Origin of the sequence: Shinella sp. 838, from assembly GCF_029623935.1 — a bacterium.
In the GTDB taxonomy this organism is placed as follows: Bacteria; Pseudomonadota; Alphaproteobacteria; order Rhizobiales; family Rhizobiaceae; genus Shinella.
The window spans coordinates 209,685-222,108 of the sequence record NZ_JARSBQ010000005.1 but is presented as its reverse complement, the minus strand read 5'-3'; the positions used below and the strand labels follow the sequence as shown (position 1 = coordinate 222,108).

Below are 12,424 nucleotides of genomic sequence, written 5' to 3'. Positions count from 1 at the left end.
AAAAAGGGGTTGCCGGGCTGCGGCAAGGCGCAGCCCGGCGGCGAAAGGCAAACATCAGAAGGCGGCGACCACCTGTCCCTTGTAGCGCTCCGCGATGAATTTCCGCGTCTCTTCGCTGTTCAGCGCCTTGGCGAGCTTTGCCACGCGCGCGTCGTCCCTGGTCTCCGGGCGGGTGACGAGATATTCGCTCCAGACATTGTAGCCGTCCTGGCCGCGGTCGATCAGCAGCGCCTTGGAGATGTCGAGCTTGGCCTCGAAGACGTAGTTGCCGTTGAGTGCCGCGAGGTCAACCTCGCCGAGCGCGCGCGGCAGCAGCGCCGATTCCAGCTCGACGATCTTCAGGTTCTTCGGGTTCTCGACAACGTCCTTGACGGTCGGCAGCGGGTCTTCCGGCGAGGTCAGCTCCGGCTTGCCGGAAACCTTGATCAGGCCGAGTTTTTGCAGGAGCAGCAGGCCGCGGCCGCCATTGACCGGATCGTTCGGGATCGCGACGGTCGCACCGTCGGCGAGCTTTTCCACCGCGTCGATCTTCGTTGAATAGGCGACGAAGAGCTCGATGTGCACGGGCACGATCGGCACGAGTTCCGTGCCGCGCTGCTTGTTGTAGTCGTTGAGGAACGGCCGGTACTGGTAGTAGTTGGCGTCGAGTTCGCCGGAGACGAGCTGGGCGTTCGGCTGGATGTAATCGGTGAAGACGCGGATATCGAGGTCGAGGCCGTCCCTGGCGAGGATCGGCTTGACGAATTCGAGGATTTCCGCGTGCGGAATGGCGGTGGCGCCGACGACGAGTGTTTCGTCCGCCTTGGCGGAGCCGAAAGCGGCGAGCGCGAGGCTGGCGGCAATGGTAAGCGATTTCAGGATGCGCATGGGGGTCCTCCTGGCGCGGGTCATTTGCGGGAAAAACGGGTGACGAGACGGTTGCCGCTCGCCTGGATGAGCTGGACGAAGACGATGAGGATAGCGACGCAGACCAGCATGATTTCGGTCTGGAACCGGTGGTAGCCATAGCGGATGGCAAGGTCGCCGAGCCCGCCGCCGCCGATCGCGCCGGACATCGCCGTATAGTCGACCAGCACGATCGCCGTGACGGTGACGGCCGCCAAGAGGCTCGGCAGCGCTTCGGGCAGCACGGCGCGCAGGATCGTCTGGCTGGTGGAAGCGCCCATGGCGAGGCTCGCCTCGATGACGCCGCGGTCGACCTCGCGCAGCGCCGTCTCGACCAGCCGCGCGAAGAAGGGCGCGGTGCCGACGACGAGCGGGAAGATGACGCCGCGAATGCCGAGCGAGGTGCCCGTGACAAGGACGGTGACCGGCATCAGCACGATGAGCAGGATGATGAAGGGCACCGACCGGATGATGTTCAGCACGAAGGACAGCCCGCCATAGGCGACCGGCGCCTGGAAGAGCTGCTGCCGACCGGTAAGGAAGAGCAGGACGCCGAGCGGCAGGCCGACGAGAACGGTGAGCAGCAGCGCGCCGCCGACCATGGCGAGCGTCTGCCCGAGCGCAGCGCCGATATCGCCCCAATAGATGTTGTCAAACGACATGGCGCGGCCTTTCCTCGATCACGGCGAACGGCGCGCCGCCCTGCAATTCCACATCGACGCCGCTCACCTCCAGCCCCGCAATGGCGCCCGCCACGTCCCGCCCGCTGAGCGAGACGATGAACTGCGCATAGGGCGTCTCGCGGATATGCCCGATGCGGCCGGCGAGGATCGCGTAATCGACGAGGTTTTCGCGGGCGATGCGGCCGAGGATGGGCCTGTGCGCCGCCGGCCCCGTGAAGGTGAGGCGCACCGTGCGGCCGCCGGGATCGGCGACGGCGTCGAGCGAACCGCCGTCCGGCTCGGCCTCGCGCACCAGGCGCAAGGTTGCGGGGTGGCGCGGATGCAGGAAGACGTCGGTCACCGGCCCCTCCTCCACCACGCGGCCGCGATCGAGCACGGCGACGCGGTCGCAGGTGCGGCGGATGACGTCCATCTCATGGGTGATGAGCACGATGGTGACGCCGAGGTCGCGGTTGATCTGGCGCAGGAGATCGAGCACCGCGCCTGTTGTCTGCGGGTCGAGCGCGCTGGTCGCCTCGTCGCAGAGCAGGACCGAGGGTTCGCAGGCGAGCGCCCGTGCGATGCCGACGCGCTGCTTCTGCCCGCCGGAAAGCTGGCGCGGATATTTTTGCGCATGTTCGGTGAGGCCGACGCGGGCGAGCAGCGCGGCAACGCGCTCGGCGATCTCGATCCTGCCGTAGTCGCCGGTCAGCTCCAGCGGATAGGCGACATTGCCGGCGACGGTGCGGGCGCTCAAGAGATTGAAATGCTGGAAGACCATGCCGATCGACCGGCGCAGCGCGCGAAGGCGCGCGCCGCTTGCGTCCGTCACCCGCTCGCCGGCAACGAAGACATCGCCGCCGCCCGGACGCTCCAGGAGGTTGATGAGCCGCACCAGCGTGGATTTTCCCGCGCCGGAGGAGCCAATAACGCCAAAAATCTCGCCCTTGGCGATGGAGAGGTCGACCCCGTCGAGCGCGGCGACGGCGCCCTCCTTGCCGGGAAAACTCTTGGTGATGCGTTCGAGCCTTATCATCGCCGTCAGCCCGCGCTGGCGCCGATGCGCCATTGGTAGGGCGGCGGCGTGCCGTTGACGGCGAAATCACCAATGATGCGGTGCTTGTAGATGCGCGGATTGTGCGAGGCGAGCGTGCGGGCGTTGCGCCAGTGGCGGTCGAGGCCGGCGGACTTCTTGGTGGCGGACGCGCCGAGCGCGTCGAAGAGCAGGGTCGAGGCGTCGAGGATGAGGTCGGAGACGACCGTCTGGGCCTGCGCGGCTTCCAGCTCGGCGACGGCATTGGCCTTTTCCTCGGCCTCCGGGTCGTCCTCGAAATGCGCCGCGAAGGCCCGTTCGAGGCTGGCGGCGGCCTGAAGGGTGATCGCGCCCGCCGCATAGGCTGCGGCGCGGATGCGCCCGACGACCTGAAGGACCTGCGTATCCTCGCTGGAGCGCGCGGCGGCGGCGTGGGTATAGGTGCGGCGGCGCTCCGCCACGGCTTTGGCGACGTCGGCGGTAATCGCCCGGCCAATGCCGGCGAGGGTGGCGAGATGCACGAGCTGGTAGAAGGCGGCGGAATATTTGAAGCGCTCGTCGTCGATGACGACGTCCTCAGGTTCGACGGCGACGTCGCGGAAGGTGGTGGTACCGCTTGCCGTCAGCGTCTGGCCGAAACCGTCCCAGTCGTCGATCACCTCGACGCCGGCGGCCTCGCGGCGCACGGCGACCGAGATGCCCTCGCCCTCCGCATTGGATGCGCCGACATCGATCCAGTCGGCAAAGAACGAGCCCGTCGTGTAATATTTCGCGCCGTTGAGGACGAGCCGGCCGTCCTTTTCGGCAACGTTGGTGGAGAAGCGCTCGAGCGCCGCGCCCGTGCCGATCTCGCTCCAGGCGTTGCCGGTGATCTCGCCGCGGCCGATGCGGCCGAACCAGAGGGACTGGCGTGCCGCATCCCTGGTGTTCAGGATATCCTCGGCAAAGCCGAAATGACCGCGTAGCGCCTGCGTGATGTTGGAATCGGCGGCGGAAAGCTCGATCAGGAGGTTGAAGAACTGCGGCAGGCTCGCGCCCTTGCCGCCCGCTGCCACCGGCAGGCGCACCGCGCCGAAGCCGGCTTCCTTCAGCAGGCGGATCGCCTTGTGCGGCAGGTCACGCTCCAGGTCGCGCCTTGTCGCCTCCGCGGCGATCTCGGCGAAAATCGGCCGGAACGGCGCGGCGAGCGCCTCATAGGCTTCACCGGGGCCGGCGCCCCAGGCATTCTCGATCTGCGTCATGCATTCTACTCGTCGCTGCCGTGCCGGCCTTGCGGGCGGGGCACGCTTGGAATTGACGAGGAGAGTAGCCATCGCGCGAGCGAAATACAGAAATTCTATCTTTTTTATATACTATAAAATGGAATGCTGTTTCTTTCCGCAGACGGTTCGGGGACGGCCCAAACAAAAGACCCCGGCGCGAGGAGGCAGCGCCGGGGTCATACACCGATCAAGCCGGCCGGCTTCAGGCCAGCGCGATGGCTCTTTCAAGATCGGTGATCAGGTCATCGGGATGTTCGAGGCCGATGGAGAGGCGCACATAACCGGGCGTGACGCCGGTCGCCTGCTGGTCTTCCAGCGAGAGCTGCGAGTGGGTGGTCGTCGAGGGGTGGATCGCCAGCGAGCGCGCATCGCCGATATTGGCGAGGTGATAGAAAAGCTGAAGGCTGTCGATGAAGCGACGGCCGGCCTCCCTCCCGCCCTTCAGCTCGAAACCGACCAGCGCACCGAAGTGGCCTTGCTTGAAATATTTGTCCGCACGCGCCTTCGCGGCGCCCTCCTGGAATTTCGGGAAGATGACGCGATCGACCTTGGCATGGCCCTTCAGGAAGTCCGCGACCTTTACCGCGTTCTCGTTGTGCTGGCGCAGGCGCAGCGGCAGGGTTTCAAGGCCCTGGATGAACTGAAAGGCATTTTGCGGGCTGATGGCGGCACCGAGATCGCGCAGAAGCACGGCGCGGGCGCGCAGGATGTAGGGGTGGAAGCCGATGGCCGCCGCCTTCTCGATCCAGGTCTTGCCCTGGTAGCTCGCATCCGGTTCGGTGAGGTTCGGCTGGCGGGCCGGGTTCTCCGTCCAGGGGAAAGTACCGCTGTCGATGATCGCGCCGCCGATCGAGGTACCGTGACCGCCGATATATTTGGTCGTCGAATAGACGACGATGGCCGCACCATGCTCCAGTGGACGGATGACGAGGGGGGCGGCGGTGTTGTCGACGATCAGCGGAATGCCGTGGCGGCGGCCAATGGCGGCAACCTCCGCTATCGGGAAGACCTCCAGCTTCGGGTTCGGCAAGGATTCGGCATAATAGGCACGCGTGCGCGCATCCGTCGCCGTCTCGAAGGCTTCGGGGTCGGACGCATCGACAAAGCGGGTCTCGATGCCGAAGCTCTTCAGGGTGGCGGCGAAGAGCGCCCAGGTGCCCCCATAGAGACCGGCGGCGCTGACGATATTGTCGCCGGCGCGGGCGACATTGAGGATCGCAAAGGCCGAGGCGGCCTGGCCGGAGGCGAGTGCCAGAGCGGCCGCGCCACCCTCCAGCTCGGCAAGGCGCTGCTCGAAGGCGTCCTGCGTCGGGTTGGAAACACGGGTGTAGAGATGCCCCGGCGCCTCGAGGGCGAAGAGCTTGTCGGCGCCATCCGTACGGGGCAACTGGAAAGACGAGGTCTGGTAGATTGGCACCGCGACCGCACCACTCGTCGGGTCGTAACGGAAGCTGCCGCCGTGCAGGGCGATGGTTTCCGGATGGCGGCTCTTGAAGGTGGCGGTTCCGGCCGGGACGGTCACGATATCCTGCTCGGCGGCCTCCGGGGATTGATGGATCGTCATTGCATTTCTCCTTTTGGTAGGGCGCGCTCAGGCGTGGGAGGGGCGGACGGACAGAACCACGCCCGCGACAAGGATGCTTGCTGCGGCCCAGAAGGCTTCCGGCGCGTACCACCGGATGCCGTAGACATGGTCGTTGGTGCAGAGCGCCTGGGCGAGCGCGCAGAGATCACTTGCGCCCGCAAGGCATGTTACGGCCTGGCGAACGGTGAGATAGTCGCTCTCGACGACCTTGCTGAAGATCAGCCACCACCAGCCGGTGGCGGCGATGGCGAGGACGGCGCCGGCAAGGGCAACGACATGCTGGCCGAGGCGCGCGCTAGACGTCATGGGAAATTCCGAGCGTTTCGAGAAGCGTGCGGCGCAGCGCGATGAGGTTTGCGTCGTCCCTTCGGCGTGGATGCGGCCGGTCGACCCGCACCTCGGCGACGATGGCGGCAGGCCTGTCGGAGAGCACGATCACACGATCGGCCAGAAGCAACGCCTCCTCGACATCGTGCGTGACGAGCAGCGCGGTGAAGCCGGCGCTCTTCCACAGTTCAAGGAGTTCGTTCTGCATTCTGAGCCGCGTCAGGGAGTCGAGCTTGCCGAAAGGCTCATCCAGCAGCAGCAGCTTGGGATCGTTGACCAGCGCCCGGGCGAGCGCGGCGCGCTGGGCCATGCCGCCCGAGAGTTGGTGCGGATAAAAATCAGCAAAGCCTTCCAGCTTGACGAGCTTCAGCACCTCGTCGATGCGGTATTCCCGCTCGCGGATGAGGCCCCGCGCTTCCAGACCCGTTGCGATATTGGCGCGCACCGTGCGCCAGGGAAACAGCGTCGCATCCTGGAAGACCAGGATACGATCCGGGTTCGGCGCGGTGACCGGGCGACCGTCCTCCAGCACCCTGCCGGCCGTCGGCGTCTCCAGCCCGGCGGCAAGGCGCAGCAGCGTGGACTTCCCGCAACCCGAAGGGCCGAGCAGGGCGACGAACTCGCCGGGCACAATCCTCAGGCTCACATCGTCGAGAACCTGCAGCTCCTTGCCATCGAGCGCATAGCGGTGGGAAACGCCTTCCACATCGAGCGCAATGCTGGCGGCGGGGGCTTCTGGAAGGGCGAGCGCCATCAGAGGATCCCCTTCTGCCAGCCGAGCAATTCATCACGCACGAGGAAGAGAAGCCGCACGAGCCCCGCGCAGATCAATGCCATGACGATGAGGGCGGCATAGACATTGGCATAGGCCGAGTAGGCCGTGTTGAACTGGAGATACCAGCCGAGCCCGAACTTGGCACCGAGCATCTCGGCCACAACCAGAACGGCGAAGGAATAGTAGAGCCCCATAAAGAGCCCGACGAAGACATTCGGCAGCGAGGCAGGGATCGCAACCTTGAAAATAAGGAAACGGTTGTCCGCGCCGAGCGTGCGGGCGACGTCATAGAAGGAACGGTTCACCTGGCTGACCCCGGCCGCGGTGAGGATGGCAACCGGAATGCCCGATGCCAGCGCCACGAGGAAGATGGAGGCGTGGAAGGTCGACGGGAAGAGGAAGAAGGTGCAGGGGATCCAGGCACTCGCCGGTACCGGCCCGATCAGCTTCAAAAGCGGCATGCCCCAATAGGCGAAACGCCTCGACCAGCCGAGCGCGACGCCGCCGGCAAAGCCGACAAGAACGCCCGAGAAGAAACCGAGAGCCCAGAGGCGCCCCGTATAGGCGATGCAGATCAGCAGCCTGTCCCAGTCCGTGACATAGACATGCAGGAGGCCCTGCGGCGGCGAAAAGAACGGTTTCGGCAGCCAGCCGAGCTTGGCCGTCAGCACTTCCCAGGCAGAGAGCCAGAGGCCGAGCACGATGAACCACGGCCCGTAATGGATGAGCGTTTGCCCGACGCGGCCAAGCCTGCCGACCGTGACCGACAGCACGAGAAAAATCCCCGCGCCGGCGAGCGTGACGGCAGCAAACAGCTCCGTCGCCCCCCAGACAATGACATCGGGCAGGCCGTAGGTGAGCGCTGCGGCAAGAGACCATGTGCCGGCCGCCCAAAGCCCGTTGCGCCAGATGCCCGAAAAAGGAAGGGCAAGCGAACGCCGCCCTGCCCCGCCGAAGGTTTCCTCGATCGCCGTGCTCATGCCGTCACGCGAAAATGTCGATGGTGATGCGGTTTGCGATCTCCTCCGGATCGGTGGAGGCATCGATGACACCGGTCAGCCTGAGGTCCTCATAGCCGATCTGCACTTCCTTCAGGAGTTCCTTGCCGAACCAATGGTCATGATAGGTGAAGGCGGCGAGGACTTCGGTCAGATCCTGCAGCGACAGGCCCGGCCTCAGCGTATCGAAGTACCATTTGGCGACTTCGTCCGGGTGCTTTGCCGTGTACTGGTGGATCTCGAGATTGGCGGCCGCAACCCGCTTGATGGCGTCCTTGTTGGCTTCGTAATAATCGCCGTTGACGCCGAGCACGCAGCAGACGCGGTCCTGGAAGGTGCCGGTCTGCGTATCGGCGACACGGCGGAAACCGTGCTGTTTCTCATAGGAATAGGCCCAGGGATCCATATGCGCGACGGCATCCGCCTCGCCCTTCAGCACGCCCTCTGCAACGAGATCGAAGGGGAAGACCTTCCAGGTGACGTCGGCTTCCGGATTAAGGCCGGCCTTGGCGAGCGCGACGGAGAAGGCGACGCGCGAGGGCGACATGACGTCGAAGGTGCCGATCGTCTTGCCCTTGAGGTCAGTCAGCGTCCTGATCTCGGAGTCGGGCTTTACGAGGATGCTCTGGCAACCGCCATGCGAGCCGGCAAAAAGCCGAACGTCGAAACCCTGCTCGATCGGCTTCAGCCAGTCATAGAGCAGGCCCGGACCGGCTTCGGCCTTGCGGGTGGCGAGCGCCTGAATGAGCGTCTGCCCGCTTGCACCCTGATAGAACAGCTCCACGTCGAGCCCGTGCTTTGCATAGATGCCCTTGGAAAGACCAAAGCCGACGGGCGAATGGCAGGCCGCGACCTCGGTCCATTCCAGCTTGATCGGAATGAGATTGCCGGCGACAGCATAGCGCGTCGACCGTGCGCCGATCACCCCGGCCGTGGCAGCCAGGGCGGTTACGCCCGCAGCCTTGATCAGGCCGCGGCGCGACAGGCCCTTGGAAAGAATGGTTTCAGATTGCCGGCTCATCGGATGTCCCCTCGCGAAATGATGGAGGCCAGTCTATCAAAAATTGATATAGTTTATAGATTTTATAGATTATAACGTTGCCTCAAGGAGGAATATTCTTTTGCCATTCGCTGGCGCCACGCTTCCTGCATTCTCCCACCCCGAGAGCGTCGCCCCCAAACAGGATTGCGGCAGACCCGAACGGGCCCTTTTTCCGTCTCCCTTTGAGGACTTGCCACAGGGGAACGCTCTCTCAACCTAGGCCCCATCGCGGAGCGCGTAACGCTGATCGCAAATCGACCAGAGCGTTCCGCGTTCTTTTCCACCCGGCCGGTTAAAACCGTCCGCTACGACGCCGACAGGGAAGCAAATTTCTTCTCCTTCCAGGCAAAATTGAACGTTCATTTCTTAAATACACTAATTATATAGATAATATCTACATACCTTCCGTGCAAGCCAAAGCGCCCGCACACCGGAAGTTCGATCCTTTTTTTGAAAATGGGGACATTTCAATATGATAGTGCAAAGATCCTTCCGGCGGATCATTCAATCGGCCGCGGCCGCGGCCTTCCTCACCACCACCATGCTTTCCGGTCTCGCCCATGCCGGCCCGACGCTGGACAAGATCAACCAGCGCGGCACGATCAAGGTCGGCGTCGGTACCACGCCGGGCTTCTTCGCACCCGACAGCAACGGCAAGTGGCAGGGCTTCTTCATCGATTTCGGCCGCGCCCTTTCCATCGCCGTCTTCGGCACACCGGACAAGGTGGAGTTCACCTCCTCCTCGCCACAGCAGCGTCTTCCCGCCTTGCAGAGCGGCGAGTTCGACATCCTGCTCTCGGGCGTGACCGTCACCACCACCCGCGCCTTCAAGCTCGGCTTCCACTTCGGCCCGACGGTCTTCTACGACGGCCAGGGCATTCTCGTGCGCAAGGACCTCGGCGTCACCAAGGCAGCCGACCTCGACGGCGCAACCATCGGCGCCCAAAGCGGCACGACGGGCGAACTCAACGTCGCCGACTTCTTCCGCAAGACAGGCAAGACCTTCACGCCGGTCACCATCGAGGATACCGGACAGTTCATCGACGCGCTCGAATCCGGCCGGGTCGATGCAATCACGCAGGACTCCTCCGACCTCGTCGGCAAGCGGACCCAGCTGAAGAAACCCGATGACTACGTGCTCCTGCCCGAGCGCCTCTCCAAGGAACCACTCGCACCGGCGATCGCCGGCGGCGACGACCGCTGGCTGGAACTGGTGAACTGGACGGTCAACGCGACGATCCAGGCGGAAGAGTGGGGCATCACCTCGGCCAATGTCGATGAATTCCTGGAGACGGACGATCCGGCCATCCAGCGTTTCCTTGGCGTCGATCCGTCCTTCGCCAACGAGCTCGGGCTCGATCCGAAATGGGCCTATACCATCATCAAGACCGTCGGCAATTACGGCGAGATCTTCGATCGCAACCTGAAGCCCCTCGGGTGGGACCGCGGTTACAACAGCCTGTGGACCAACGGCGGCCTGCTCTACTCGCCGCCATTCCGCTGATGTCGGACAGACGCGTGTTTCGCGCCGTGATGCCGGGCCCATCAAGGCCCGGCATCTTCGGGAAGGTGCGCGCCTGGTGGGGTGGCTGGCCGCTCAGCCAGCTCGCCTTCCTTGCCGTCGTCGCACTTTTCGTGGCCCTCTTCGTTCACAATATGCTCGAAACCATGGCACGCATCGGTATCCTGCCCGGCTTCGGCTTCCTGTCCGGCTCCGCCAATTTCGAGATCGGCGAAAGCCCGATCGCCTTTCGCGCGGGCGATACCTATCTGCGCGCGATCCTTGCCGGGCTTGTCAACACGCTGAAGGTCTCCCTCCTCGGCTGCCTGCTTGCGACGGTCCTCGGCGTTGCCGTCGGCATTGCCGGCCTTTCGCGCAATCTCCTGCTTTCCTCGCTCGTGCGCTGGTACATCGAGATCACCCGCAACACGCCGCTGCTGCTGCAGCTCTTCTTCTGGATGGGGCTCGCCAAGGCGTTGCCCGCCCCGCGCCAGGCCACCGCGCTCCTCGGCGCCGTCTTCCTCACCAATCGCGGCATCTACATACCTTCTCTGTCGCTGGAGGGCGGTGCATTCGGCCTGCCGGCGGCGCTGGCGCTTGCAGGTCTTGGCGCCATCGCGCTCCTTCTCGCGCTGCGCGCCGCGCACCGGCTTACACGTCTGACCGGCCTTGCGGCGGTCGTCCTTGCCACCGCCGCACCGCTTTCCTTTCTCCTCCTCTCCGGCGCCCAACCAGTCGCCGAAACCCCGGCACTTTCCGGCTTCAACATTCGCGGCGGGCTCAATCTTTCACCGGAATTCGCCGCGCTGTTGACCGGTCTCGTCGTGCGCTTCTCCGCGCTGATCGCGGAGATCGTGCGGGCCGGCATCCAATCGGTCGGCGCCGGCCAGTGGGAAGCAGCCCGTGCGCTCGGGCTGCATGACGGCCAGATCATCCGCCTTGTCGTGCTGCCCCAGGCGCTGCGCGTCATCACGCCGCTGACGACATCGAGCTATCTCGACCTTACGAAGGATTCGAGCCTTGCCGTCGCCATCGGCTTTCCCGACCTCGTCAGCATCATCAACACGACCGCCAACACGACCGGCCAGTCCATGGAAGCGCTGATCATTCTGATAGGGACCTTCCTTGCCATCAACCTCTCGCTGTCCGCACTCATGAATACCTACAACAACCGTGTCGCCCTTCGTGGAGGCAAACGATGACGGCGGCGACCCGAACCCTCGCGACGCTCCGCACCGGCCTCTTCGGCACGCGCACGAACACGCTGATTACCGCCGCGGCGCTGCTTGTCCTGTCGCAGACCCTGCCGCCACTGCTGCGCTGGGCCGTGCTCGATGCCACTTTCAGCGGCGATGCGAGCGCTTGCACACGGGAGGGTGCCTGCTGGGCCTTCGTTTCGGCGAAGCTGCGCTTCATTCTGTTCGCCTTCTATCCCCCGGACCTGCAATGGCGGCCAGCGCTCGTCATCCTGCTCATCGCGGCGATCCTGACGGCAAGCGCCCTGCCCCGTTTCTGGGGCCGCACCTTGCTTCTCGCCTGGCCGCTGGCGATCCTTGCCTGCTGGCTTCTCCTGGCCGGAACCTTCACCGCGACCCCCATCGCCTCCAACCAGTGGGGCGGCCTGCCGGTAACGCTCTTCGTCTGGGCCGTCTGCTTTGCCGCGGCAACGCCAATCGCCGTACTGCTGGCGCTGGCCCGCCGCTCCTCGCTCGGCGGGCTGCGCACCTTCTCGGTGCTCTATATCGAACTGATGCGCGGTACGCCGATGGTCGGCATCCTCTATGCAGCCATGCTGATCCTGCCCATGGCCCTGCCGGACGGCCTCTCCTTCGACAAGATGCTGCGCGCCATCCTCATGGTGACGCTGTTCTGGGCCGCCTACATCGCCGAGGTCATCCGCGCCGGGCTGCAGGCCATTCCCGGCGGGCAACGGGAGGCGGCAACGGCGCTCGGCCTCGGCTACTGGAGGACACAGCACCTCGTCATCCTGCCGCAGGCCTTTCGCATCGTCATCCCCGGCATGGTCAATCTCGCCATCGGCTTTCTCCTGGCGACATCGCTTCTTGCCGTCATCGGCATTTTCGATCTTCTCAACGCCGCCCGTGCGGCGGCCACCGATCTGCAATGGCTGGGTTTCTACAATGAGGCCTATTTCGTCGTCGCCCTCGTCTACTTCGTTATCTGCTTTGGCGCGTCCCGCTACAGCCGGTGGCTGGAGCGCCGGCTTTCGGGCAGCAGGACGCAAACCGGCGCCCCGAAGGCGCCGCGCAAGGAATAACTCCACCGTTAGCGGTACGAAGAATATAATTCCTTACTCAAACTATAGAATTTATTATCATATTGTGATCCACTCC

Annotated in this window: 12 protein-coding genes; 3 read left to right on the top strand and 9 right to left on the bottom strand. The window is 64.6% G+C overall.

Annotation, left to right across the window (positions count from 1 at the left end; translation table 11 throughout):
* Positions 1–54: 54 nt before the first annotated feature.
* The 9 genes from P9A16_RS18120 to P9A16_RS18080 form a co-directional block, all read right to left on the bottom strand.
* Positions 55–867, bottom strand: a complete 813-nt coding sequence (locus tag P9A16_RS18120; RefSeq protein ID WP_278025832.1) for a MetQ/NlpA family ABC transporter substrate-binding protein — start codon at positions 865–867, stop codon at positions 55–57.
* 20 nt (positions 868–887) lie between these two features.
* The gene (locus P9A16_RS18115; RefSeq protein ID WP_278025831.1) at positions 888–1,547 is read right to left on the bottom strand and encodes a methionine ABC transporter permease; all 660 of its coding nucleotides are present in this window, start codon (positions 1,545–1,547) and stop codon (positions 888–890) included.
* Complete coding sequence (locus P9A16_RS18110; protein ID WP_278025830.1) at positions 1,537–2,583, bottom strand: methionine ABC transporter ATP-binding protein; 1,047 nt, start codon at positions 2,581–2,583, stop codon at positions 1,537–1,539. Before P9A16_RS18110 ends, P9A16_RS18115 begins: the two co-directional genes overlap by 11 nt.
* A 5-nt stretch (positions 2,584–2,588) precedes the next feature.
* Complete coding sequence (locus tag P9A16_RS18105; RefSeq protein ID WP_278025829.1) at positions 2,589–3,821, bottom strand: acyl-CoA dehydrogenase family protein; 1,233 nt, start codon at positions 3,819–3,821, stop codon at positions 2,589–2,591.
* 223 nt (positions 3,822–4,044) lie between these two features.
* Positions 4,045–5,406, bottom strand: a complete 1,362-nt coding sequence (locus P9A16_RS18100) for an O-acetylhomoserine aminocarboxypropyltransferase/cysteine synthase family protein (protein ID WP_278025828.1) — start codon at positions 5,404–5,406, stop codon at positions 4,045–4,047.
* A gap of 27 nt (positions 5,407–5,433) precedes the next feature.
* A complete protein-coding gene (locus P9A16_RS18095; RefSeq protein WP_278025827.1) occupies positions 5,434–5,733 on the bottom strand; it encodes a hypothetical protein in 300 nt (99 codons plus the stop codon).
* Entirely contained in the window at positions 5,723–6,508 is a 786-nt protein-coding gene (locus P9A16_RS18090) for an ABC transporter ATP-binding protein (protein ID WP_023512621.1), read from the bottom strand. Before P9A16_RS18090 ends, P9A16_RS18095 begins: the two co-directional genes overlap by 11 nt.
* Positions 6,508–7,509: an ABC transporter permease gene (locus P9A16_RS18085; RefSeq protein WP_278025826.1), complete on the bottom strand. Its 1,002-nt coding sequence runs from the start codon at positions 7,507–7,509 to the stop codon at positions 6,508–6,510. The genes P9A16_RS18090 and P9A16_RS18085 overlap by 1 nt, the downstream gene beginning before the upstream one ends.
* A 4-nt stretch (positions 7,510–7,513) precedes the next feature.
* Positions 7,514–8,548: an ABC transporter substrate-binding protein gene (locus P9A16_RS18080; RefSeq protein WP_278025825.1), complete on the bottom strand. Its 1,035-nt coding sequence runs from the start codon at positions 8,546–8,548 to the stop codon at positions 7,514–7,516.
* Between the two features lie 562 nt (positions 8,549–9,110).
* On the opposite strand from P9A16_RS18080, the gene P9A16_RS18075 reads away from it, so the two are divergent.
* From P9A16_RS18075 to P9A16_RS18065, 3 genes are read left to right on the top strand one after another with little or no spacing between them, the layout of a single operon-like run.
* Positions 9,111–10,073, top strand: coding sequence for an amino acid ABC transporter substrate-binding protein (locus P9A16_RS18075; protein WP_278025893.1), 963 nt, complete (start codon positions 9,111–9,113; stop codon positions 10,071–10,073).
* Positions 10,073–11,272 (top strand): amino acid ABC transporter permease, encoded by a 1,200-nt coding sequence (locus P9A16_RS18070; protein ID WP_278025824.1) that lies wholly within the window; start codon positions 10,073–10,075, stop codon positions 11,270–11,272. The genes P9A16_RS18075 and P9A16_RS18070 overlap by 1 nt, the downstream gene beginning before the upstream one ends.
* Positions 11,269–12,348: an amino acid ABC transporter permease gene (locus P9A16_RS18065; RefSeq protein WP_278025823.1), complete on the top strand. Its 1,080-nt coding sequence runs from the start codon at positions 11,269–11,271 to the stop codon at positions 12,346–12,348. Before P9A16_RS18070 ends, P9A16_RS18065 begins: the two co-directional genes overlap by 4 nt.
* Positions 12,349–12,424 lie beyond the last annotated feature (76 nt).

What these genes read in the sequence shown, in the direction of transcription:
- P9A16_RS18105 (WP_278025829.1), bottom strand. Translation starts at nt 3,821, where the DNA reads ATGACGCAGATCGAGAATGCCTGGGGCGCCGGCCCCGGTGAAGCCTAT.
- P9A16_RS18120 (WP_278025832.1), bottom strand. Translation starts at nt 867, where the DNA reads ATGCGCATCCTGAAATCGCTTACCATTGCCGCCAGCCTCGCGCTCGCC.
- P9A16_RS18115 (WP_278025831.1), bottom strand. Translation starts at nt 1,547, where the DNA reads ATGTCGTTTGACAACATCTATTGGGGCGATATCGGCGCTGCGCTCGGG.
- P9A16_RS18070 (WP_278025824.1), top strand. Translation starts at nt 10,073, where the DNA reads ATGTCGGACAGACGCGTGTTTCGCGCCGTGATGCCGGGCCCATCAAGG.
- P9A16_RS18065 (WP_278025823.1), top strand. Translation starts at nt 11,269, where the DNA reads ATGACGGCGGCGACCCGAACCCTCGCGACGCTCCGCACCGGCCTCTTC.
- P9A16_RS18110 (WP_278025830.1), bottom strand. Translation starts at nt 2,583, where the DNA reads ATGATAAGGCTCGAACGCATCACCAAGAGTTTTCCCGGCAAGGAGGGC.
- P9A16_RS18095 (WP_278025827.1), bottom strand. Translation starts at nt 5,733, where the DNA reads ATGACGTCTAGCGCGCGCCTCGGCCAGCATGTCGTTGCCCTTGCCGGC.
- P9A16_RS18075 (WP_278025893.1), top strand. Translation starts at nt 9,111, where the DNA reads ATGCTTTCCGGTCTCGCCCATGCCGGCCCGACGCTGGACAAGATCAAC.
- P9A16_RS18100 (WP_278025828.1), bottom strand. Translation starts at nt 5,406, where the DNA reads ATGACGATCCATCAATCCCCGGAGGCCGCCGAGCAGGATATCGTGACC.
- P9A16_RS18080 (WP_278025825.1), bottom strand. Translation starts at nt 8,548, where the DNA reads ATGAGCCGGCAATCTGAAACCATTCTTTCCAAGGGCCTGTCGCGCCGC.
- P9A16_RS18085 (WP_278025826.1), bottom strand. Translation starts at nt 7,509, where the DNA reads ATGAGCACGGCGATCGAGGAAACCTTCGGCGGGGCAGGGCGGCGTTCG.
- P9A16_RS18090 (WP_023512621.1), bottom strand. Translation starts at nt 6,508, where the DNA reads ATGGCGCTCGCCCTTCCAGAAGCCCCCGCCGCCAGCATTGCGCTCGAT.